The following is a 19,687-nucleotide window of genomic DNA, read 5'->3' as shown; positions in this document are numbered from 1 at the left end:
GACCATGCAAGGCACGCCCGCCGCCCACCGTTTCGGCGCGACCGTCGGCCGCATCCCCATCGTGGACGTACGCCCCCAGGTGGACGCGGGCCGCCGCCCCGCCCGGGCCGTGCCGGGGGAGACCTTCGAGGTGTCGGCGACCGTGTTCCGCGAGGGGCACGACGCGGTGGGCGCCAATGTCGTGCTCACCGGCCCGGACGGGGTGGCGGTGGACGACTGGACCCCGATGCGGCTCCTCGCCCCCGGCACCGACCGCTATGCCGCGCAGATCCGCGCCGGCCGCGAGGGCGACTGGACGTACCGGGTGGAGGCCTGGACCGACCCCGTCGCCACCTGGCGGCACACCGCCGAGGTGAAGATACCGGCCGGCCTCGACACCGAACTGGTGCTCACCGAAGGTGCGTTGCTCCTGGAGCGCGCCCTGGACGAGGCCGAGACCGCGGGCGCCGTATCGGTCCTGAAGCGCGCCCTCGACCTCATCGGCGACGAACACCTCACCCCCGACGAGCGCCTGGCCGCCGCCCTCACCCCCGTGGTCACCGCCCATCTGGCGGCCCGCCCGCTGCGCGACCTGGTGACGCGCTCGCCCGAACTGCCGCTGCGGGTCGACCGCGAGCGGGCCCTGTACGGCGCCTGGTACGAGTTCTTCCCGCGCTCCGAGGGCGCCCTGCCCGCGACCCGGGACGCCGACGGCGTGCTCGGCGCCCCGCGCTCGGGTACCTTCCGCACGGCCGCCGAACGGCTGCCCGCCGTAGCGGACATGGGCTTCGATGTCGTCTACCTCCCGCCCGTCCACCCGATCGGCACCACCCACCGCAAGGGCGCGGGCAACACCCTCACTCCCGGCCGGCACGACCCGGGCTCGCCCTGGGCGATCGGCTCGGCCGACGGCGGCCACGACGCGATCCACCCCGACCTGGGAACGATCGAGGACTTCGACGCATTCGTCGCCCACGCAGGCGAGTTGGGCCTGGAGATCGCCCTCGACTTCGCCCTGCAGTGCTCGCCCGACCACCCCTGGGTCGAGGCGCACCCCGAGTGGTTCAAGCACCGCGTGGACGGCACCATCGCCTACGCGGAGAACCCGCCGAAGAAGTACCAGGACATCTACCCCATCGACTTCGACACCGACCCGGACGGCCTGCACGACGAATGCCTGCGCGTCCTCCGCCACTGGATGGATCACGGCGTACGCATCTTCCGCGTCGACAACCCCCACACCAAGCCGGTCGCCTTCTGGGAGCGCCTCATCGAGGCCGTGCACACGACCGACCCCGATGTCCTTTTCCTGGCCGAGGCGTTCACCCGCCCCGCGATGATGCACGCCCTCGCCCGGACCGGCTTCCACCAGTCCTATACGTACTTCACCTGGCGGAACTCGAAGGACGAGGTCGAGTCGTACCTGAGCGAACTGGCGGGCCTGGGCGGCGAGGACAGCGCGGCCTATCTGCGACCCAACCTCTTCGTGAACACCCCGGACATCCTCAACGCCTACCTCCAGTACGGGGGCCGTCCCGCCTTCGCGGTCCGGGCTGTGCTCGCCGCCATGGCGGCGCCGACCTGGGGGGTGTACGCGGGCTACGAGCTGTACGAGAACGTGCCGGCCGGGCCCGGCAGCGAGGAGTACCTGGACTCGGAGAAGTTCCAGTACCGGCCCAGGGACTGGGAGTCGGCCGAGGCGGAGGGCCGCTCACTGGCCCCGCTCCTGCGCACCTTGAACGAACTGCGCCGCGCCCACCCGGCCCTGCACCAGCTGCGCAACCTGCGCTTCCACCGGACGGACAACGACGCGGTGGTCGCCTTCTCCAAGCGTTCCGTGACCGAGGACGGCGACGACTGGGTCCTGGTCGTCCTCAGCCTCGACCCGCACAGCGTCCGCGAGGCCACCGTCTCCCTCGACCTGCCGGCCCTCGGCCTCGACCGCGCCGACACCTTCGACGCCCACGACGCACTCACCGGCGAGACGTACCACTGGGCCCGCGACAACTACGTACGCCTCGATCCACAGCAGCAGGTGGCCCACATCTTCACGTCGACCACGGACAGGAACTCCCAGTCGTGACCCTCACCGACCCCTCCGCTCCCCGCGCTGTGGGCAGTCGTTCCGCTACCGCTACCGCTACCGCCACCGCTGTGGGCAATCGTTCCGCAGGGCGGAACGGGTGGGCACAGCACGAAGGCGCCGAGTGCGCTGAACGCATGGCAAGCCCCACCCCGGCGCCGCTCGCCCTGAAAGCCCCGCCGCTGGCCCCCACAGACCTCAAGCGCCTCACCACCGGCGAGGTCAGCGACCCGCACGCCCTGCTGGGCCCCCACCCGGGCCCCACCGGGGTGACCGTCCGCGTCCTACGCCCCCTCGCGGACGCAGTCCAGCTGATGACCCCCGAGGGCGAGCCCTTGGCCGAGCTGACGCACGAGGCCGGAGGCGTCTTCACCGGCCTGCTCCCCACCACCGAGATACCCGACTACCGCGTCGCCGCCCGCTACGGCGAAGACCTCTTCGTCCACGACGACCCCTACCGCTTCCCACCCTCCCTCGGAGAACTGGACCTGCACCTGATCCGAGAGGGCCGCCACGAGCAGCTCTGGCAGGTCCTCGGCGCCAACACCGGGCAAGTGACGGCAGGTTGGGCCCCGGTGACCGGAACGACCTTCGCCGTCTGGGCCCCGAACGCCCGCGCCGTCCGCCTGATCGGCGACTTCAACCACTGGCACGGCGCCGCCCACCCGATGCGCTCCCTCGGCGCGAGCGGCATCTGGGAGCTGTTCGTCCCGGGCGTCGGCGACGGCACCCGCTACAAGTACGAGCTGCTCACCCGCGACGGCGACTGGATCCAGAAGGCCGACCCCCTCGCTCGCGCGGCCGAGTCCGCCCCCGGCACAGCGTCGATCGTGGAGACCTCGCACTACGAGTGGCAGGACGCGGACTGGCTGGCGGCGCGCGGCGCACGTCCGGTCGAGCAGGCGCCGATGAGTGTGTACGAGATGCACCTCGGGTCGTGGCGCCCGGGCCTCGGCTACCGCGATCTCGCCCTCGAACTCCCGGCGTACATCAAGGCGTTGGGCTTCACCCACGTCGAGTTCCTGCCGGTCGCCGAGCACCCCTTCGGCGGCTCCTGGGGCTACCAGGTCACCTCCTACTTCGCCCCCATGGCGGCCCTCGGCAGCCCGGACGACTTCCGCCACCTCGTCGACGCCCTGCACAGGGCCGGCATCGGCGTCATCGTCGACTGGGTGCCCGCGCACTTCCCGCGCGACGACTGGGCCCTGGCCCGCTTCGACGGCACCCCGCTCTACGAACACCCCGACCCGCGCCGCGGCGAACACCCCGACTGGGGAACGTACGTCTTCGACTTCGGCCGCACCGAAGTCCGTAACTTCCTTGTCGCCAACGCCACTTACTGGTGCGAGGAGTTCCACATCGACGGCCTGCGCGTGGACGCCGTCGCCTCCATGCTCTACCTCGACTACTCGCGCGCCGACGGCCAATGGCTGCCGAACGAGTACGGCGGCCGGGAGAACCTGGACGCGGTGGAGTTCCTGCAGGAGATGAACGCCACCGTCTACCGCCGCTCGCCCGGCGCCCTCACCATCGCCGAGGAGTCCACCGCATGGGACGGCGTGACCCGCCGCACCGACCACGGCGGCCTCGGCTTCGGCCTGAAGTGGAACATGGGCTGGATGCACGACTCGCTGTCCTACATGGCCGAGGACCCCGTGCACCGCCAGTTCCACCACCACGCGATGACCTTCCCGATGGTGTACGCGTACGCCGAGAACTACATGTTGCCGATCAGCCACGACGAGGTCGTGCACGGCAAGGGCTCCCTACTGGGGAAGATGCCCGGCGACCGTTGGCAGCAGTTCGCCGGCCTGCGCGCCTATCTGGCCTTCATGTGGTCCTTCCCGGGCAAGCAACTCCTCTTCATGGGCCAGGAGTTCGCGCAGGACAGCGAGTGGTCGCACGAGGCGGGCGTGGACTGGGGCGTCTCCCGGTACGCGCCCCACGAGGCCGTGCGCGACCTCGTGCGCGACCTGAACCGCCGCTATCTGGAGCTGCCCGCCCTGTGGGAGCGGGACGCGAGCCCGGACGGTTTCACGTGGATCGACGCCGACGCCGCTCAGGACAACGTGTACTCGTTCGTCCGGTACGACGCCGCAGGCTGCCCGCTGGTCTGCGTCTTCAACTTCCAGCCGGGCGTACGCCACCACTACCGCGTCGGCCTCCCGGCGGGCGGCGACTGGACCGAGGTGCTGAGCACGGATGCGGTGGCGTACGGCGGCGGCGGGGCCCTCAACTCCGGGCGGATCGCCGCTCAGGACGTGCCGTGGCAGGGGCTCGCGCGGAGTGCGGAGCTGACCCTGCCGCCGCTGGGGGCGGTGTGGCTGCGGCCTGCTTGACCTCCGTTCCGGCGGGCCCGGCGGGTATGTGGCGGTCGAGGAGCCGCAGCCCCGGGCCCGCCATCCCGGTCGTGAGGAGCGCGACCAGGGTGAGGGCGATGAGGAGCGTGCGGTCGATGAGCCCGGCGTCGTAGCCCACCGAGAGCACCACGATCTCGGTGAGGCCGCGCGAGTTCATCAGCACCGCGAGCCGCAGCCACTCCGGCCTCGGCAGTCCGCGCAGGACCCCGGCGACGGCGCAGCTCACGGACTTGACCGCCACGGCGATCAGGAGCAGCACGAGGACCAGGCGCAGGAATCCGCCGCTCCACTCCACCGCGCGCAGGTCCAGCTTCTGCCCGAAGCCCAGGAAGAAGCAGGGCAGCAGCACCTTGGCGCCCAAGGGGGCGATGCGGTCCAGGGGGTCGTCGGCCTGCTCCTGCCCCTGCCCCTTCGCCTGGCCCTGCTCCTGCTCCTGCTCCTGCCTCTGCCCCTGTTCCTGCCCCTTCGCCTGGCCCTGCTTGTGCTGCGGTCGGCCGCGCTGCCACACGTACCCGAAGAGCAGCGCCCCGAGCAGCTGGTGCAGCCCGGCCGCCGAGGAGGCCCCGGCGGCGAGCAGCGCCCCGGCGACCAGGACGGCCAGGTCGAGCGTGCCCGATCCCCGGGTACGGCGGGACCGGTGCCACCGCAGGAGGACCGCCACGAGGACCACCCCCGCCGCGGCCGGCAGCAGCCGCACCGCGGACACCGACCCGGCCACGACCAGCGCCGCGGTCAGCACGCACCAGGCCGCCGCGTCGCCGACGGCCGCCGCGGCCAGGGATATCCGCCCGGCCGGAGTGTGGGTGAGCCCCTCGTCCTGCAGCAGCCGGGCCAGGACGGGCAGCGCGGTGATGCTCAGCGCGCAGCCCAGGAAGAGCGCCCGGCCGAGGGGCGAGTCCACCGGGCCGGGGTGTCCGCCGGTCAGGGCGGGGGCGAGTGCCGCGCCGACGGCGAGCGGCACCAGGAACGAGAAGGCGCTCACGGTCGCGACCGTGGCCCCCGCCCGCGCCACACCCGCCACCGGGGCCACGAGCAGCCGCCCTATCTGCAAGGCGAGCAGTACGAGCCCGAGTTGGGCCAGCCCGTCGAGCAGCGGCAACACCTCAGGCCCGAACAGCAGCTCGTGCGCTCCCGGTGCCAGCTCGCCGAGGAAGGCCGGCCCGAGCAGCACCCCCGCCGCAAGCTCGGCGAGGATCGCGGGCTGCCCGACCCGACGGGCCAGCCGGCCCGCCGCGTGCGTGAGCAGCAGGAGGCAGGCGAGGCCCAGGAGGAAGCGGGTGGTGGCGTCGAGGCCGAGCGAATCGGGGCTCACGGGGCGCCCACCACCTGAGGTGCGCCTAGTGGGGGGAAAGGGGCCCAATCCCGCCCGGTATGTCCGCTATCGCGGCCCGTTTTCCCCCACAAGCCCCACGTCATACCTCGCCCCCCAGCGCCGAGCGGTAGATGGCGTGCGTCTTCTGCGCCGCCCGGTCCCATCCGAAGTGCTCCTCGGCCCGGACCCGGCCCGCCTTGCCCAGCGCCTCGGCGCGGGCGGGCTCGGCAAGCAGGGCGTTCACCGCGGCCGCGAAGTCGGTGGCGAAGCGCTTCTCGTCCAGCGGGGTGCCCGTCCCGTCCTGCTCCTGCTCGACGGGGACGAGCAGCCCCGTCTCCCCGTCGGCCACCACCTCCGGGATGCCGCCCGTGGCCGTGGCCACGACCGCCGTGCCGCAGGCCATCGCCTCCAGGTTGACGATGCCCATGGGCTCGTACAGGGAAGGGCAGACGAACACCGTGGCGTGCGTGAGCAGCTGGCGCAGGGAGACCTGGTCGAGCATGCCGTCGATGCGTACGACACCGCTCCTGACCCGGCTCAGCTCCTCGACCAGGCCCGCCGTTTCGGCCGCGATCTCCGGGGTGTCGGGCTGGCCGCAGCAGAGCACCAGCTGGGCGTCGGCGTCCAGCTCGAAGGCGGCCCGGAGCAGCTGGGGCAGGCCCTTCTGGCGGGTGACGCGGCCGACGAAGAGGACGATCGGCCGGTCCGGGTCGATGCCGTGCCGCTCCAGGGCGGCCGTGCCGTGATCGGGGCGGTGCGCGTCCGTGTCGATGCCGTTGTGCACGACGTGCACGCGGGCCGGGTCGACGTCCGGGTAGACCCGCAGGATGTCGTCCCGCATCCCGCGCGAGACGGCTATGAGCGCGTCGGCGTGCTCAAGGGCGCCGCGTTCCACCAGCGAGGACAGCGCGTACCCGCCGCCCAACTGCTCTGCCTTCCAGGGCCGTAGCGGCTCCAGGCTGTGCGTCGTCACCACGTGCGGAATGCCGTACAACGTCTGCGCGAGCCGGCCCGCCGCGTTCGCGTACCAGGTGTGGCTGTGCACCAGGTCCGCGCCCGCGCAGGCGGCCGCCATCTCCACATTGGCGCCGAGCGTGCGCAGCGCCGGGTTGGCGCCGTCCGCGAGATGCGGTTCGCGGTACGCGAGGACGCCCGGTTCGGGACGCGGTTCGCCGAAGCAGCGCACCCGGAGGTCAACCAGTCCGCGCAACTCCTTTGACAATTCGGCGACATGAACTCCGGCGCCCCCGTAAACCTCGGGGGGAAACTCTTTGGTGAGCAGATCGACGCGTGGTGCATTCGGCGCTGCGGTCATGAGTACTTCCTGAGGTCGAGTTCCTGCGATTCCCTTCACCGGCCCCGCCCTGTGCGGGCTGGCCTGGTGTGATGGGGCCCTCCGCCCGCGTGGCAGCGGGGAATTGAGTGCGGCCGGAGGGCCCTTGGAATTACGTTAGCGAGAAGGCGCGTCGGCGAGATTGCCGAAATGGCTGCAGTGGGCTGAGAGTTGGCCGGACGCCTAGTTCACTTCACTTCGCATCGGCGTAGCACCGCACCACTGCCGTGGTGAAGGGAAAGCGGACCGGTGTGTCCCCGAAGGCGATCCGCCCCGCCAGCTCCGCCGCCTCGCGTATCGCCAGGGCCACGGCGTCCGCCTCCTGTTCGGGGCAGTGCACGATCACCTCGTCGTGCTGGAAGAAGACCAGCTCGGCCGACCGGTCCCAGAGCGACTGCCGCAGCGCGGCGAGCATCAGCAGGGCCCAGTCCGAGGCGCTGCCCTGCACGACGAAGTTCCGCGTGAACCGCCCGCGTGCCCGGCCGGGCGGCGAGGCGTACCCGGGCAGCCACTCCTCCGACTCCCGGTCGACGGACCCTGCCGGATTCGCGGCCTCCTCCTGCGGGATTCCCGCCTCCTCCTGGGCGCCCGCACCCGGCGCCGGCGGGCAGGTGCGGCCGAGCCAGGTCCGCACCAGCCGCCCCTCCTCGCCCGCACGGGCCGCGTCGTCCACGTACGCCACCGCGCGCGGGAAGCGGCGTCGCAGCAGGGCGAGGTTCTTCAGGCCGTCCCCCGACGTCTGCCCGTACACCGCCCCGAGCACCGCGAGCTTGGCCATGTCCCGGTCGCCGGAGAACGCCCGGTCGGAGACCTCCTGATAGAGGTCCGTCGGCCGGCCCGCGACCTCCATCAGGCCCGGATCGCGGGAGATCGCGGCAAGCACCCGCGGCTCCATCTGGTCGGCGTCCGCCACCACGAGCCGCCAGCCCGGGTCGGCGACCACCGCGCGGCGGATCACCTTGGGGATCTGCAGGCCCCCGCCGCCATTGGTCGTCCAGCGACCGGTCACGGTGCCGCCCGCCTGGAACTCGGGCCGGAACCGCCCCTCGCGCACCCAGTCCTGCAGCCACGACCAGCCGTGCGCCACCCAGATCCGGTACAGCTTCTTGTACTCGATCAAGGGCTTCACCGCCGGGTGGTCGATTTCCTCGATCTCCCAGCGCCGGGTCGACTTGATCCTGATCCCGGCCCCCGCGAAGGCCTTGATCACTTCGGCGGGCAGGTCCGGCCGCACCCTGCGTCCGAAGGCGGCCGACACCTCGTCCGCCAGCTCGGCGAGGCGGCGCGGCTCGCCCCCGCCCGAGTTCCGACCCCCGCCCGCGTACCGCTCGCCGAGCAGTTCGCGCAGGAGCTCGCGGTGGACCTCGGCGCTCCACGGCAGTCCCGACCGGTTCATCTCGGCGGCGACCAGCATCCCCGCCGACTCGGCCGCCGTGAGCAGCCGCATCCGGGCCGGGTCGGCCGCCGCGTCGTGCCGCCGCAGCTGGTCCGCGTACACCTCTAGCAGCGCCTCCACGGGCAGCGGCACGGCCTTCGGCTCGAACAGCGAGGACTGCGAGCCGGGCTCGGCCGCGCGCTGCGGGGGATCAGGGGGTACGGCCTGCCGGTGCAGCCGGGCCCAGGCCGCGGCGGCCGAACGGGGTTCGCCGAGCCGTCCCTCGTGGCCGAGAAGCAGCAGCTCCGCGTCCTCGATGTCGTAACACCGCTCGACCCGCACGCCCGCCCGCAGCAGCCGGGGGTACACCTCGGCGGTCGACCGCCACACCCACCGCACCACCTCGGGCCGCGCCCGGACGGCCGCCACGAGATCCGGCTCCTCGACGGCAGCACCGACCGGCTGCCCGGCCCCGTCCACGGGGACGAGCAGCGCTCCGTCGCCCTCCTCCGCGGGGGCCAGCAGCATGCGTCCGCTCACGTTTGCGAGTGTGGCAGGGGGGTCTGACATCGACCCGCTGGCCAGGCGGCGGAAGCATTTCCGATTCGCATGAAACATTTCGGCGCGGTCATCGCGTCAATGAGGTGTAAGCGGTCGTGCGGCGGGTCCGGACGGCCGGTCGGGGGGCGGGGGGGACGGGGACGCATATGAGACAGGCCAGCACGGAGGCCTACCTGGAGTTCGCCGCGGCGCGCTCCGGGCACCTCTTCCGCTCGGCATGCCTGCTCACGGGCGGGGACACACACTTCGCCGAGGATCTCGTGCAGGAGACCCTCGGGCGGATGTATGTCACCTGGACGCGCATCGACCGGATCGACAACCCGGCGGGCTATGCCCAGACCGTTCTCATACGTACGTTCCTGACGCAGCGCCGCAGACACAGCAGCGCCGAGGCCCCGACCGGTGAACTTCCGGATGCCGGACCGGAGTTCGGCGTGTCCGGCGACCCCGCGCTGCGGCTGACCCTGATCGAGGCGCTGCGGCAGCTGTCCCCCAAGGACCGCGCGGTGGTGGTCCTGCGGTACTGGGAGGACCGCTCCATCGAGGCGACCGCGGACGCCCTGCACACGAGCTCGGCCGCCGTGCGCACCCGCTCCACCAGGGCGCTGGCCCAGCTGCGCGCACTGCTCGGCGACAGCATCGGCGAGCTCGCCAGGCCCTGACACCCCGGCTGCCGCCACCGCACGCCCCACTCGACTTCCTGTGCAACGCCCTGCCGGCCCTGCCTGCCCTGACCCCTCAACTCCTCTGCCCGAAACGGTGGTTCAAATGTCCGTGGACGACGACTCCCGCACCCCTCTTGAGCAGCACCTCGCCGAAGCCCTGCGCGAGACCGGCGACACCTTCAGGCCCGACACCCTCGCCCTGACCCAGGCGGGCCATACCCGCGGTCGGCGGCTCAGGTACCGCCGTCGGGCCGCCATCACCGGTGGCGTCGCGGCGATCGCCGCGGTGGGCGTGGGCGGCGCGCTGCTCGTCCCGGGCGCGCTCGACGGCGGCGACCGGAGCCCGGCGGCAGGCCCGGCGGCGAGCTCGCGCTCCGCCGCGACGGCGAAGACGCCCGCGCCCGGCGCCCGCGAGGTGGCCAAGGTCTTCAAGTCCCTGCTTCCGCAAGGGAAGTTCAAGCTGGAGTCGGCCCGTGGCTCCGCGGACGAGCTGGGCCCGATGGCGTCCGGCGTCTTCGACGACGGGCACGGCAAGGCGGCCATGGGCATCAGCTTCAGCCGCATCGACCCGGACAGCGAGCAGGCCCGGGAGATGACCGAGTGCCCGGACAACACGCTGGTGGAGTACGACTTCTGCTCCAGCAAGACGCTGCCCGACGGCTCGCAGCTCATGCTCTTCAAGGGCTATGAGTACCCGGACCGCCGCGTGGACACCAAGAACTGGCGCGCCACGCTGGTCAGGGACGACGGCTATCTGATCGACATGAGCGAGTGGAACGCGGCGGCGGAGAAGGACTCCCCGATCACCCGCCCCAACCCGCCGCTCTCCGTCGCCCAACTGCAGTCCGTGGTCACCGCGAAGGAGTGGCAGCGCACGCTGCAGGCCATACCCAAGGACCCCAAGGGGATGAAGCCGGGCGGCACCCCCGGCCAGACGGAGGCGCCGCCCGCAGCGGACAACGCCAAGATCTCGGCGACCCTCGCGGGCCTGCTCCCCAAGGGCTTCAAGGTCACCGACCGGGGCGGCGACGGCGAGTGGGCGTATCTCGTGGTCGACGACGGCGACGGCAAGAGCTACGTCCAGGTCAATGTGCAGCCCGGCATGGACGACGTGGCGGGCGAGCTCTTCAAGGACGCGGAGACGACCCCGGACGGCACCACGCTGTTCACCACCCGGCAGGGCCCCGGCGACAAGGGCATCGAGGGCGTGCAGATGTGGACCGCCGACACCCTGCGCCAGGACGGCCTGCGGGTGGTGGTGAGCGCGTTCAACGCGGCGGACCAGAAGTCGGCCCCGTCCCGGGAGACCCCGGCGCTCAACCTGAGGGCGCTCGTCGAGATAGCCACCAGCAAGGCATGGCTGAAGGTGGGCGCGTAAGAGCCTGTCTTTGAACCCCCGCTGGCACGCACGCTCGCCGCAAGAGCCGCCCCGCCGGGGCTTGCGTTGAAGTGCACGCGAGCATCCAGACTCCCCTCAAGGCCCGCGGAAACCGGGCCACTTGAGGGGAGTTCGGATGAAATACCGCACCATCGGTGGAGCCGGCACCACCCGCCGCGAGGTCAGCGTCCTGAGCCTCGGCGCCATGCTGTTCGGGACGCTCACCGACGAGGAGACGTCGTACGCGATCCTCGACCGGTACGTCGAAGCCGGCGGCACCTTCATCGACACGTCCGACAACTACGCGTTCTGGATCAACAGCACCCAGGGCGGCGAGAGCGAGAAGCTGCTCGGCCGCTGGCGCCGCAGCCGCGGCATCGGCGACGAGATCTTCATCGCCACCAAGCTGGGAGCACGCCCGCTCGCCCCCGGCACCGGATACATCGACAACCCCGAGGGCCTGTCCGCGAAGGTCATCAGGGAGTCCGCGGAGCGCAGCCGCGAGCAGCTCGGCGTGGAGAAGCTGGACCTGCTCTACGCGCACATCGACGACTACACCACCCCCCAGCAGGAGACCGTCGAAGCCTTCGGCGAGCTCGTGGGGGAGGGCACCGTCGGCCTCCTGGGCGTCAGCAACCAGTGGGCCTGGCGCATCGAGCGGGCCCGCAATCTGGCCGCCGCGGCCGGGGTGCCCGGCTATGAGGTGCTGCAGTACCACCACACCTACCTGCGCCGCCGGATGGATTTGCCCAGCGAGCTGAGCCCCGACGGCGCCCCGGGTGCGACGGGCGGCGACCTGCTCAGCTACGTACGCGAGGAGCCGGGCCTCGCCCTGGTGGCGTACTCGCCGCTGCTCGGGGGCGCGTACGTCCGCACGGACAAGACGCTGGGCCACGAGCTGGAGCACCCCGGCACGCACACCCGTCTCAAGGCCCTCCACATGGTCGCCAAGGAGACGGGCGCGACGGTCAACCAGGTGGTCCTGGCCTGGCTGATCGGCGCCGAGGTCCCGTGCTTCCCGCTGGTCGGCGCCTCTTCGGTGGCCCAGCTGAACGAGAGCCTGGCGGCGGTCGACCTGGAGCTGACGGCGGAGCAGCGCGCCAAGCTGGACGAGGCGGGCTGAGCGAGGGCCGGGAGAGGGTCGGGAGAGGACTGAGCGAGGGCCGGGAGAGGGTCGGGAGAGGACTGAACGAGGGCTGGGACAGGCAGGGGCTGACATACTGGACGAACCCCAGCACATCAGCCTGAACTGCACGAAGGAGAGCCTGGATGCGCGTCGCGCTTGCGCAGACCGACTGTGAACTCGGCGAGGTCGACAAGAACCTCGAAACCGCCAGGGAGCAGATCGAGCAGGCCGTCGCGCAGGGCTCCGACCTGGTGGTCTTCCCGGAGCTGAGCCTGCACGGCTACCACTTGGGCGGTCTGAAGAAGGACACGTCCATCGAGGCCAAGGACCCGCGTCTGCTTGAGCTCTCGACGCTGGGGGCCGACGTCATCGTCGGCCTCCACGAGCACACCAGCCTGCGGGCGTACAACACCTCGGCGTACTACGCGAACGGCGAGCTGCTGCACCCGCACCGCAAGCTCTACCTGCCCAACTACCTGGCCTGGGAGGAGCGCAAGCACGTCAGCCCCGGCCAGGCGATGCGCGCGTACGACCTGCCGGGCGGGCACGGCCGGGCCGCGACCCTGGTGTGCAACGACGCCTGGCAGCCGGTGCTGCCCTGGCTGGCGGTGCAGGACGGCGCCGAGGTCATCATCGTCCCGACGAACAGCGCGGCCAGCCTCGACCCGGAGGCGATGGGCACGGGCCTGTACTGGGACACGCTCCTGTCGTACACGGCCCGGATGCTCCAGTGCTGGGTCGTCTTCGTGAACCGCGTAGGCAATGAGAACGGCGCGTCCTTCTGGGGCGGCTCCCGAGTCGTCGACCCACGCGGCACGGTCGTCGCCCAGGCCCCCAAGTGGGAGCCGGGCCTGGTCACGGTAGACATCGACGTCCACGAGGCCCGCCGCCAGCGTCGCGCGGTCCCGCTGGTGGCGGAGGCCCGCCTGGGCATGGTGGACAGAGAGGTCCGCCGCCTGATCGACGAGGGCGGCGACAGCTGACAAGGGGCGCGGGGAACAGCCGATAAGGGGCGCGGGGAACTGCGCGAACGGGGTCCGGGGCGGGCCCCGAGTCTTTGGTCTTCAAGGGGCGCGGGGAACTGCGCGAACGGGGTCCGGGGCGGAGCCCCGAGTCTTTGACGGAAGCCGACAAGGACGGTCAGCCGACAAGGACGGTCAACCGACCGGGACGGTCAACCGACCGGGACGGTCAACCACCCTGCACATGGGCCCGGTCGGCAGCCGCCACGCCATGCTCCCAACCCGCCAGATCGGAGACCCCCCGAACCCGCGTGCTCCGCGTCTGCGGAAACATCTCCTCGGCCCGCGACGAAACCGCGACCTCCCGCGCCGCAAGCACGGGAAGCCGCTCACCCGCCTCGGCCGCAACGGCCTCCGAGGAGGTCCGGGCAAGCCGATGCCCGATCCGATCCGCATACGCCATCAAGAACGCCTGCCGGAAGGCCTTCGTCCGCTTCCGCCCCCCGGCCCGCTGCCCCGCCTCCGCCTTGGTCATGGCGGCCGTCCCCTGCACAAGCAGCGACGTGTACAGCAGCTCGACCGAGTCCAGATCCGACTCGAACCCGACCACCGTCGAGAACCCGAGCGCCTGATCCCACACCGCACGGCACCGGTTCGCGCCCGCCACCGCGTCGAGCAGGATCGCCTTCGCCGTCTCGTACGGGGCGTCCACCCCGATCCGGCAGGCGGTCGGCACGTCCTTCGCCCCCGCCCGATGCGCGAGCAGCGCCTCGTCGACGCTGTGCCGCGCCATCAGCTCCTGCGCCTTCGCCGACAGCGCCTCCGCCTCCTGAGGGAAGCCGGTCGCCTCGGCCTTGGCGAGCAGCGCCCGGATCCGGGCCAGCATCTTCGGTTCCCCATGAACGGACGCCGGTACGTGGACGGGGGAGCCGGGCACCGGCCCGACCGCCTCGATCGCGGGCAGCCGAAGCAGCAGCCGGTACAGCTCAAGGAGCGCCGTCGCGCGCAGGAACCGGTCGGCCGGCCCCGGCCCGGGCGCGAGGTCGCCGAGCTGACCGGCCCAGCGGGGCGGCAGCTTCTCGCCGTACCGCCCGGTCTCGCGGACGATCAGCATGGCGGCGAGATCGACATGCGTCTCGTCGAGCTCGCGCGCGACCAGACGTACGACATCGGCAGGAGCCCAGCCCCGCTCCCACGCCCGCCGTACGAACTCCTCGCCGCGACGCAGCAGTTCGGCCTCGGTCGCCGGGTCGGCGGCGGCTATCAGCGAGGCACCCGTGTCCAGACCGTCGTCGCCGTCCGCGTAGAGCGCGGCGGCGAAGGCCCGGTCGACGGCATCACTCACGCGGACCCGGCCTTCGCCTCGTCCTGGACCTCGTCGTACGCGCGCCGCGCCTCGGCGATCACCGGACGGTGTTCGATCGACCAGTCCGCGAGGGCCTTCACCAGGTGGGTCATGCTGCGGCCCAGCTCGGTCAGCTCGTACTCGACCTGCGGCGGCACCGTCGGATACACGGTCCGCTTGACCAGCCCGTCGCGCTCCAGCCTGCGCACGGTCAGGGTCAGCATGCGCTGCGAGATGTCCCCGTGGATCCGGCGCTGCAACTCCTTGAAGCGCAGCTTCCCGCTCGACAGCTCGACCACCACGTACACCGACCACTTGTCGCCGAGCCGGTCCAGGACGTCGCGTACGCCGCACTCGTCCTGCGGCGTCTCACAGACGATGACCTCGCCCGTGACCTCGCCCGTGACCTGGGCGGGGGCGGTTACCGCGGTGTGCCCTGCTGACATGGAAGTGCCTCCTTATGCGATCGAGCCGCGCCGTCAAGGATAGGAGCACGCCCCGGACACACCTCGGGCACAACCTGCGGCAACCCTCGGAAGGGGCTTCCATGCTTCTCGTCACCGGCGCCACGGGCGCACTCGGCACCCTCGTTGCCAAGGAGCTGGCCGGCCGCGACGACGTCGTGTTCGGCACCCGCACCCCGCGCTCCGCGGTCGAGCGGCGCGTCGACTTCGACGCCCCGGACTCCCTCGACCTGACCGGCGTGGACACGCTGCTCCTGATCTCGGCGGGGGAGGGCGAGGACGACGTCGTACAGGCCCGGCACGAGGCGGCGATATCGGCGGCCGAGAAGGCGGGCGTACGCCACGTCGTCTACACCAGCCTCAGCGGCGACGGCGACCACCTCACCTACGCCCTCGCCCACCGCTGGACCGAGCGCCGCCTGCGCGAGTCGCCGCTCGCGTGGACGGTGCTGCGCAACGGCCTGTACGCGGAGTTCCTCGCGGTGATCGCCGCCCCCGGCCCCGACGGCACGATCGCGGCCCCGCTCGGCGAGGGCCGGCTCGCGGCGGTGGCCCGCGCGGACCTCGCGGAGGCGGCCGCACGAGTGGCCCTCGACCCGGCCGCGCACGCGGGCCAGGTCTATGAGCTGGTGGGTGAAGTGGCGTTGGGCGGCGCCGAGCTGGCGGCGGCGGTCGACGGTTCGTACGAGCCGTCGACCCTCGCCGAGGCCCGCGCCGCGCTGTCCGCCTCGGGCGCGCTCAAGGACTTCCAGGTCCCGATGATCGTCGGCACCTACTCGGCGATAGCCGCTGGCTTCATGGACGGCACAGCAATCGAGGGCAACGGGATCGAGGACAACGCCCTGCGCACCCTCCTCGGCCGCGAGCCCCGCCCCGCGCTGGACGCCTACCTGGAAGCCGTCCGCTAGCAACTCCGGTTGCCCAACTGGCCGAGCAGCCCGGTCTGTTCGGGCCCGACCTTCGCCGCCCCGAGGGCGACGGTGACCTTCTTGCCGTCGCCGGACGCACTGATCGGCAGATCGTCGTGCACCAGCGTGGTGAGCCCGGTCACCTGCTCGGCCGCCGTGGGCCCGGCGTGCAGCAGCTTCAGTGCAGCCCCTTGGTCACCCCGGTCGCGGCCTCCCCCGCGGCGCTCGCAGTTCCTGATGGAATCACTGCTCCTGTCCGCACTGGGCGGCGCGGCGGGCGCACTCCTCGGCACCGCGGCCACCTTCGCCTTCGCCCGGGCCCAGGCCTGGACCACGGTGATCCCGCCCTGGTCCTTGGCGGCGGCCCTGACGGCCACCCTCACGATCGGCGCGCTGGCGGGCCTGTACCCGGCGATCCGGGCGTCCCGCCTGGACCCGACGGTGGCGCTGAGCACGTGACTGCTCGCGTGGCCCCATCCAGCTCGCGCCGGCCCTCATCCAGCGCGCGCCGGCCCTCATTCAGCCCGCCCGCCTGTCCTTCAGCCCGTCCGGCTGTTCTTCAGCCCGTCCGGCGTTTGAGGACATCTTTGACGGACGGATTCCCACCCACCCCCACCCTCGAAAGCCGGCGGCAGTCTTACGGGAAGGGGCGGGTAGGGGACCCAGCCCGCCGCAGGCGCAACGAACCCGCACCCACCTCACACCCGCACCCACCTCACACCCGCACCCACCTCACACCCGCACCCACCTCACACCCGCACCCACCCCGGCCCGCACCCACCCACCCACACCCCCCAAACCATGACCAACCCCACAACCCACGTAAACTCACACACGTGAGCTGGCGCAACGCACTAAAGGAGACCGCCCGCTCAGGGCTGAAGGTCGAGCGCCGCCGCCTCGAACCCCTCATCGCGATCAGAGCCACCGCAGGCCTCGCCCTGGTCGTAGGCCTGAGCCTCTACTTCTTCGACCCCGCGGTAGCGGCAAGCTCCGCCTTCGGCGCCTTCCAGGCAGCCATCGCCACCTTCCAGCGCAGCTGGCGCCCCCGCCCCGTCCTGGCCCTGGCCTCCGGCGTCAGCCTCGGCATCAGCACCTTCCTCGGCTACCTCACCGGCGCGAACCTGATCCTCTTCCTCGCCCTGCTCGCCCTGTGGACCTTCCTCGCGGGCCTGAGCTGGTCCGTCGGCCCGACGGTCGGCATCATCGCGTCCTCGAACGTCGCGATGATGCTGGTGACCATCACGCTCCCCACCACGATCGCCCAGGCGGCGGGCCACGCCGCGATGATCGCGGTCGGCGGCCTCGTACAGGCGGCACTGATCGTCGCCTTCCCGGTACGCAGATGGGGAGCCCAGCGGGACGCCCTGGCCGACGCCCTGGCCGGCGAGGCCGACTACGCCCGCAGGCTGCGCCACGACCCGGTCGCCGCCTTCGACCCCGCGCCCCTGATGAACGCCCGCAGCGCGGCCGCGGTCACCCCCCGCCAGGCCCGCACCCGCCCCGCCGAACTGCACGGAGCCCGAGGCCTCGCGGAACGCATCCGCCCCGTCCTCGCCTCCCTCGCCGACCCGGCGGTGGGCGTCCCCGAGGAGGGCGTCGAGCGGGACAGGGTGCGCGAGCTCCTGGCCGCGGCAGGCCAGATCCTGGACGCGGCGGCCCGCGCGATCCGCCACGGCGAGGCGGTGAAGCTCCCCCCGGCCGCGATCGCCACCTTCAAGACCCCCGACACGGGCGCGATCCTGAGCGGCCCGGCCCACCGCGCCGCCACCCGCCTCGGCAAACTCCTCCACGACGTGGTGGAAACAGCCGACCCCAAATCCACCGCCCCCGAAGCCCCGCCCCCCGACGGCACCCGGCCACCACAACCAGAACCGGCACCAGAGCCGGCACCCACCCCACCGGACCAGTCCGACACCCGCCCCATCCCCCTGATCCGCCCCACCCTCCCGGCCCTCGCCCCCGTCGCGGCCCGAGCGATGCGCAAGGAACTGACCCACAAGTCCGCGATCCTGCGCCACGCGATCCGCGTCACCGCGGTCGCCGTCACGGGCTACCTCATCGGCCACGCCCTCAACGTCCACCTGGGCTTCGGCCACGGCTACTGGGCCCCCATGGCCTCCGTCATGGTGATGCGCCCCGACTTCTCCCAGACGTACGGCCGCGCGGTGGCCCGCTTCGGCGGCACCCTGATCGGCGTGGCCCTGGCGACCGGCGTCGTCCAACTCGCCCACCCCGGCGCGTACTTCTCGGGCGTTCTCGCGGTGGCCGCCGCCGGCCTGACGTACCTCTTCATGCGCACGGGCTATGTGACGGTCCAGGTGATGGTGTCCGCGTACGTCGTGTTCCTGCTCGGCATGGGCGGCATCGAGTGGAGCCAGACGGTCCGCGAGCGCGTGCTCCTCACCCTGATCGGCGGCCTCCTCGCGATGCTGTCGTACGCCGTCTACCCGGCCTGGGAGACCCCCCGTCTGCGCACCCGCCTCGCCGACTGGCTGGTCGCCGACGGCCGTTATGCGGCGGCGGTCGTACGTCACTACGCCGAGCCCGCCGGCAAGGTCTGCCCGGACGTCCGCGAGGCCCTGCTCGAGGCCCGCAACGCCCGTATCGCCTGGCAGGACGCGGCCGCCCGCGCCCAGAACGAGCCGGTCCGCCACCGAGGCCTCTCCCGCGCCGCGGCCGACGACGCCGAGCACGCGCTCGCCCAGATCGCCCGCGTCGCGATGCTGATGGAGGCCCACCTCCCGGACCGCGGCACCACCCCCGTCCCGGCCGCGGCCCAACTGGCCACCGTCCTGCGGGAGTCCACCGAACAGGCCGCGAAGGCGGTACGCGAACGCCGCGTCCCCACCTGGGAACCGGTCCGCGCCGCCCTGGCCGAGTGGGACGGCGAGGGCGTCCCGGACCGTGTCGTGCGCAGGGGCACGCGCCTGCTCCTGGAGTCCCTGGACGAACTCTCCGAGGCCCTCGGCACGACCCCGCCCCCGATGACCGTGGACGGCAACGGGCCGCGAACCCCCAAGGAGTCCGCGGCCCGCTGAAAGCCGTGCAGTTGTGTCGGCAGGTCCCTGTCGGCAGCTCAGCCCTCGGGGATCTCGAAGTCCGACGGCAGGTCGAGATCCGTGGGGAGGTCGGTGGGCAGCCCGGGCATCTCCTTCCCGTCGGACTTCTTGAACTCGTCCGTGCCCACTCCGTCCCACGCGACCTTCAGCGTCGAGGAGTCCACGGACTCGATCGTGCCCTTCGTGCGCTTGCCGCCGCCCTGGCAGGTCAGCGTGATGGTCTTCGAGGCGGCCGTCCCGGTGCAGGTGGCCCCGGCGTCCCCGCCGAGTTCCACGAGCGAGACCATCTTGCCGCCGTCGGCGACGGTGAGCCCGACGACGGCGGAGCCGTCCGTCTTGACCCAGGTCCCGTCGATGTCACCGGTGGCGCCCGAACCTCCCGTGCCACCGCCGGTCGCCTCCTGCCCGCCCGACGACGAGCCGCCCTTCTTGCCTCCGTCGCCGTCGCTGCTGCATCCGGTCAGGGCGAGCGCGGCCACGACGGTCGCGGCGGCGGCGCAGGTACGTACGTACTTGAACACGGTGAAGTCCCCCAAAGCCAAAGATCGGTCGATCCGAAAAGCGCCGCCAAGCTACCAGGACGACCTCGCGCTTTCAGCCCGTCCGGCGTTTGAGGACAGTCTTCGAGGCCGTCCGCAGGACTTTCGGGAAGGCGCGGGTCCGGAACCGTGCGGGGGATCACGTTCGTTACGACAGACGAACACCAGGCCCAGGACCTGGAGCCGGAAGGGCGCGGCACGCGTCTCTTCCTAGTGAACGAGGGGTTCGATCCGG

General features: G+C 72.1%; 15 protein-coding genes and 1 pseudogene. 9 read left to right on the top strand and 7 right to left on the bottom strand.

Going from position 1 to position 19,687, the window contains the following annotated elements:
• Positions 1-4 precede the first annotated feature (4 nt).
• Both OG430_RS22545 and glgB read left to right on the top strand, forming a co-directional pair.
• Positions 5-2,062, top strand: a complete 2,058-nt coding sequence (locus OG430_RS22545; RefSeq protein ID WP_327354370.1) for an alpha-1,4-glucan--maltose-1-phosphate maltosyltransferase — start codon at positions 5-7, stop codon at positions 2,060-2,062.
• Positions 2,063-2,199: 137 nt separating this feature from the next.
• Positions 2,200-4,401: a 1,4-alpha-glucan branching protein GlgB gene (glgB, locus tag OG430_RS22540; RefSeq protein ID WP_327354369.1), complete on the top strand. Its 2,202-nt coding sequence runs from the start codon at positions 2,200-2,202 to the stop codon at positions 4,399-4,401.
• On the opposite strand, the gene OG430_RS22535 is transcribed toward glgB, so the two are convergent.
• From OG430_RS22535 to OG430_RS22525, 3 genes are all read right to left on the bottom strand, one after another.
• On the bottom strand, positions 4,295-5,734 hold the full coding sequence (locus tag OG430_RS22535) for a cation:proton antiporter (protein ID WP_327354368.1): 1,440 nt from the start codon (positions 5,732-5,734) through the stop codon (positions 4,295-4,297). The two genes, glgB and OG430_RS22535, sit on opposite strands and share 107 nt — an antisense overlap.
• 100 nt (positions 5,735-5,834) lie before the next feature.
• Complete coding sequence (gene glgA, locus OG430_RS22530) at positions 5,835-7,049, bottom strand: glycogen synthase (RefSeq protein WP_327354367.1); 1,215 nt, start codon at positions 7,047-7,049, stop codon at positions 5,835-5,837.
• A 211-nt stretch (positions 7,050-7,260) separates the two neighbouring features.
• Entirely contained in the window at positions 7,261-9,012 is a 1,752-nt protein-coding gene (locus tag OG430_RS22525) for a bifunctional 3'-5' exonuclease/DNA polymerase (protein ID WP_442816536.1), read from the bottom strand.
• 137 nt (positions 9,013-9,149) lie between these two features.
• Here OG430_RS22525 and OG430_RS22520 point away from each other — a divergent pair, with 137 nt between their 5' ends.
• The 4 genes from OG430_RS22520 (at position 9,150) to OG430_RS22505 (ending at position 13,155) form a co-directional block, all read left to right on the top strand.
• The gene (locus OG430_RS22520; RefSeq protein WP_327354365.1) at positions 9,150-9,665 is read left to right on the top strand and encodes a SigE family RNA polymerase sigma factor; all 516 of its coding nucleotides are present in this window, start codon (positions 9,150-9,152) and stop codon (positions 9,663-9,665) included.
• A 106-nt stretch (positions 9,666-9,771) separates the two neighbouring features.
• Entirely contained in the window at positions 9,772-11,046 is a 1,275-nt protein-coding gene (locus OG430_RS22515) for a hypothetical protein (RefSeq protein WP_327354364.1), read from the top strand.
• 136 nt (positions 11,047-11,182) lie between these two features.
• Positions 11,183-12,169 (top strand): aldo/keto reductase, encoded by a 987-nt coding sequence (locus tag OG430_RS22510; protein ID WP_327354363.1) that lies wholly within the window; start codon positions 11,183-11,185, stop codon positions 12,167-12,169.
• A 146-nt stretch (positions 12,170-12,315) separates the two neighbouring features.
• The gene (locus OG430_RS22505) at positions 12,316-13,155 is read left to right on the top strand and encodes a nitrilase-related carbon-nitrogen hydrolase (protein WP_327354362.1); all 840 of its coding nucleotides are present in this window, start codon (positions 12,316-12,318) and stop codon (positions 13,153-13,155) included.
• A 208-nt stretch (positions 13,156-13,363) separates the two neighbouring features.
• Here the strand turns inward: OG430_RS22505 and OG430_RS22500 are convergent, their stop codons facing one another.
• Together OG430_RS22500 and OG430_RS22495 are read right to left on the bottom strand one after the other, a co-directional pair.
• Positions 13,364-14,479, bottom strand: a complete 1,116-nt coding sequence (locus tag OG430_RS22500; RefSeq protein ID WP_327354361.1) for a DUF2786 domain-containing protein — start codon at positions 14,477-14,479, stop codon at positions 13,364-13,366.
• Positions 14,476-14,925: a winged helix-turn-helix transcriptional regulator gene (locus OG430_RS22495; RefSeq protein WP_327354360.1), complete on the bottom strand. Its 450-nt coding sequence runs from the start codon at positions 14,923-14,925 to the stop codon at positions 14,476-14,478. The genes OG430_RS22500 and OG430_RS22495 overlap by 4 nt, the downstream gene beginning before the upstream one ends.
• A gap of 101 nt (positions 14,926-15,026) precedes the next feature.
• Between OG430_RS22495 and OG430_RS22490 the strand changes: the two genes are divergently transcribed.
• Positions 15,027-15,851, top strand: coding sequence for an NAD(P)H-binding protein (locus OG430_RS22490; RefSeq protein WP_327354359.1), 825 nt, complete (start codon positions 15,027-15,029; stop codon positions 15,849-15,851).
• On the opposite strand, the gene OG430_RS22485 is transcribed toward OG430_RS22490, so the two are convergent.
• Positions 15,848-15,994, bottom strand: coding sequence for a hypothetical protein (locus tag OG430_RS22485; protein WP_327354358.1), 147 nt, complete (start codon positions 15,992-15,994; stop codon positions 15,848-15,850). The two genes, OG430_RS22490 and OG430_RS22485, sit on opposite strands and share 4 nt — an antisense overlap.
• A gap of 79 nt (positions 15,995-16,073) precedes the next feature.
• Here OG430_RS22485 and OG430_RS22480 point away from each other — a divergent pair.
• Positions 16,074-16,310: pseudogene (locus OG430_RS22480) on the top strand (FtsX-like permease family protein); the annotation flags it as partial.
• Positions 16,311-16,687: 377 nt separating this feature from the next.
• Positions 16,688-18,892 carry an FUSC family protein gene (locus tag OG430_RS22475; RefSeq protein WP_327354357.1) on the top strand — a complete coding sequence of 735 codons (2,205 nt, stop codon included), beginning with the start codon at positions 16,688-16,690 and terminating at the stop codon, positions 18,890-18,892.
• A 38-nt stretch (positions 18,893-18,930) separates the two neighbouring features.
• On the opposite strand, the gene OG430_RS22470 is transcribed toward OG430_RS22475, so the two are convergent.
• A complete protein-coding gene (locus OG430_RS22470; protein ID WP_327354356.1) occupies positions 18,931-19,434 on the bottom strand; it encodes a hypothetical protein in 504 nt (167 codons plus the stop codon).
• Positions 19,435-19,687: the final 253 nt, after the last annotated feature.

The sequence above is a fragment of the Streptomyces sp. NBC_01304 genome (assembly GCF_035975855.1).
GTDB lineage: Bacteria > Actinomycetota > Actinomycetes > Streptomycetales > Streptomycetaceae > Streptomyces.
The sequence above is the reverse complement of the archived record's forward strand: the minus strand, read 5'-3'. Positions and strand labels throughout refer to the sequence as shown.